2 protein-coding genes and 1 pseudogene are annotated in these 3,086 nt (G+C 66.0%); 1 reads left to right on the top strand and 2 read right to left on the bottom strand.

Annotated elements, in window-relative coordinates; genetic code table 11:
* On the top strand, nucleotides 1–661 hold a 661-nt coding region (locus ACLHRZ_RS37210; RefSeq protein ID WP_490423005.1), incomplete at its 5' end, for a transposase.
* Nucleotides 662–683: 22 nt separating this feature from the next.
* On the opposite strand, the pseudogene ACLHRZ_RS37205 reads toward ACLHRZ_RS37210, so the two are convergent.
* Nucleotides 684–1,519, bottom strand: a pseudogene (locus tag ACLHRZ_RS37205) (IS256 family transposase); the annotation flags it as partial.
* 141 nt (nucleotides 1,520–1,660) lie between these two features.
* Nucleotides 1,661–2,950 carry an IS256 family transposase gene (locus ACLHRZ_RS37200; protein ID WP_490423006.1) on the bottom strand — a complete coding sequence of 430 codons (1,290 nt, stop codon included), beginning with the start codon at nucleotides 2,948–2,950 and terminating at the stop codon, nucleotides 1,661–1,663.
* Between the last annotated feature and the right edge of the window lie 136 nt (nucleotides 2,951–3,086).

The following is a 3,086-nucleotide window of genomic DNA, read 5'->3' as shown; positions in this document are numbered from 1 at the left end:
ACTGTCCGGAAAACGCGAGGCGCCTCAGCTGGAGGACCGGGTGCTGCTGGTGGCGATGTACTGCCGCACCAACCTCACCATGCGCCAGCTCGCTCCGCTCTTCGGGATCTCCCCGGCAGCCGTCGGCCGGATCATCAGCCGACACGGCCCCCTGCTGGCCCTGGCACCGGGCAAACGCAAGCCCGGACGGCACCAAGTCCTCGTTGTGGACGGAACCTTGGTGCCCACCCGGGACCGGACGGTGTCCGCCTCGTCCAAGAACTACCGGTACTCGGCGAACCTCCAAGTCCTCATCAAGGCCGAGACTCGGCTCGTGCTCGCCGTCGGTCGGCCACTGCCGGGCAACCGCAACGACTGCACCGCCTTCGCCGAGTCCGGTATCAAGGATGTCTGCGGCAACGCGACCGTCCTCGCCGACGGCGGCTACCAGGGCACCGGAATCCTCATGCCTCACCGACGCCAGCCGGGACAAGAACGACTCCCGGACTGGAAAGAGCGGCACAACACCTCCCACCGGCAGGTCCGGGCTCGGGTCGAGCACGCCTTCGCCCGGATGAAGAACTGGAAGATCCTGCGGGACTGCCGCCTGAAGGGCAACGGCGTCTACTGGGCCACCAGCGGCGTCGCCCACATGCACAACCTTGCCCTCAGCCGAGCCTGATAGCCGTCGCGAGACAAGTTTTAGGGGCGGTGTAAACGGGCTTGAGGTCACGCGCGACTTTGTCCCAGTCCTGCCGGGCGACGTAGCGGATGCTGTTGCGGATCAGGTGAACGATGCAGGTCTGGACCACGGTGCGAGGCCAGACGGCCTCGACCGCGTCGGGCAGGCCCTTCAAGCCGTCGCAGACGAGCATGAGGACGTCCTCGACGCCGCGGTTGCGGAGTTCGGTGAACACCTGCAGCCAGTGCTTCGCGCCTTCGCCGCCGTCGCCGGCCCAGATCCCGAGGATTTCCCGGGTGCCCTCGGCCGTGACCGCCAGGGCTATGTATATCGGCCGGTGGCGACCTGCCCGTCGCGGACCTTAACGTTGATGGCGTCGACGAAGACGACCGGGTAGACGCGGTCGAGCGGGCGTGACTGCCATTCCGCCATGCCGTCCATCACCTTGTCGGTAATCGTGGTGATGGTCTGCTTGGAGATCTCGGCGCCGTACACCTCGGCGAGATGGGCCGATATCTCGCCGAGGGTGAGTCCTTTCGCGGAAAGGGAAAGCACCATTTCATCGACGCCCGTCAGCCGGCGCTGCCGCTTCTTGACGATCTGCGGCTCGAAGCTGCCGTCCGTGTCCCGCGGCACGGATATCTCCACCGGTCCGACATCTGTCAGGACGGTCTTCGACCGTGTCCCGTTACGGGAGTTGCCGCTGTTCTTCCCGGCCGGATCGTGCTTCTCATAGCCGAGATGACCGGTCATCTCGCCGTCGAGGGCGGCCTCCAGGACGCGCTTGGTCAGCTGCTGCAGCAGCCCGCCTTCGCCCGTCAGCTGCAGGCCCTCCGCACGGGCCCGCTCGACCAGCATCCCGACCAGCTGGTCGTCAACCGCCTCCGGAACAGGCTTCGCAGCGTCAGCCCCGTCGGGGATGTCAACCGGTTTGTGTGTGATGCCTGTTGCGCTCCGTTGGGTCGGGTTCCTGCCGTGGTTACTGTCTGTTGATATTGGTCAGAGTGGGAGTCGGTCGCCGAACCGGATTTTGAACTGGTTCATGGCGCGGGTCCAGCCGAGGGTTCCGGTGCCGCGGACGCGGCCGGCAGGGACTGTGGTTCCGTTGCCGTCGATGTGGCGGCCCTCGATGTTGCGGATGCCGAGGTGGAGCATCTTCATCGCGGCGTCGTCGGACGGGAAATGCCCGGATGTCTTGACGAGTTTGCGCAGATTGCGGTTCATCGACTCGATCGCGTTGGTCGTATGGATCACGCGGCGGATGTCCTGGTCGAAGTCGAGGAACGGGATGAACTGCTCCCACGCGTTCTCGAACACGCTGACCGCGCCGGGATAGTGCCGGCCCCAGTCCTCGCGGACCTGCTCGAGGGCTTCGAGGGCGGCACTCTCGTCGACGGCGGTGTAGACGGGCTTCAGCGCCGCGGCGACCTTTTTGCGGTCGGTGGAGTTCACGTATTTCAGGGCCGACCTGATCAAGTGAACGACGCACGTCTGCGTGATCGCCTGGGGCCAGACGGCCTCGATCGCCTCGGGCAGCCCTTTGAGTCCGTCGCAGCACACCACCAGGGCGTCGGCCAGGCCGCGGTGCTCGAGCCGGGTCAGCACGTGGAGCCAGAATTTCGCCCCTTCGTTGTCCTGGAGCCAGATGCCCAGCACGTTCTTGATGCCGTCCACATCCACGCCGATGACCAGGTGGGCGGCCTTGTCGACGACGTGCCCGCTGTCACGGACCCTGATCCGGATCGCGTCGATATACAAGATCGGGTAACACTCGTCGAGCGGCCGGTTCTGCCAGCCGGTCACCTCGTCGGCGATCACATCGGTCACCTTCGAGACCAGCGCCGGGGACACCTCGGCGCCGTAGACCTCGGCCAGGTGGGCGGTGATGTCACGGGTGGTCATCCCGCGTGCATACAGCGACAGGATCATCTCGTCCACCTGCCCCAGCCGCCGCGTGCCCTTCGGCACGATCCGCGGCTCGTACTCGCCCTTGCGGTCACGGGGCACATCGATCCCGACGGGGCCGGCCGTGGTGGTCACCGTCTTCGGGTAGGAGCCGTTGCGGTTGTTGCCGCTGCCCCGCCCGGCCGGATCCCCCGCCTCATAACCGAGATGATCACTCAGCTCGGCCTGCAGAGCCCGCTCGATGACCCGCTTCATCATCTGCTGCAACAGGCCGTCCCGGCCGTCCAGACCGATCCCGGAGTCCTTCGCGTCCGCGATCAGCACGTCGATCGCCTCCGGCGACAGCACCCGCTTCACCCGCTCCGCGGCCTCGGCGCGGCCCATCTCGTCGTCCTGCCTCGATATCACTATGCGTAACTTTCCGTTCAGGGCAGGAACCGGAACCAACAGGAGCAATCATCGCTCACTCGCACAACCTGGTGTACACCCTCCGGTTGGTCACTTCGTACTCGACGACCCG

This window comes from Streptomyces sp. AM25 (genome assembly GCF_058146165.1).
The sequence above is the reverse complement of the archived record's forward strand: the minus strand, read 5'-3'. Positions and strand labels throughout refer to the sequence as shown.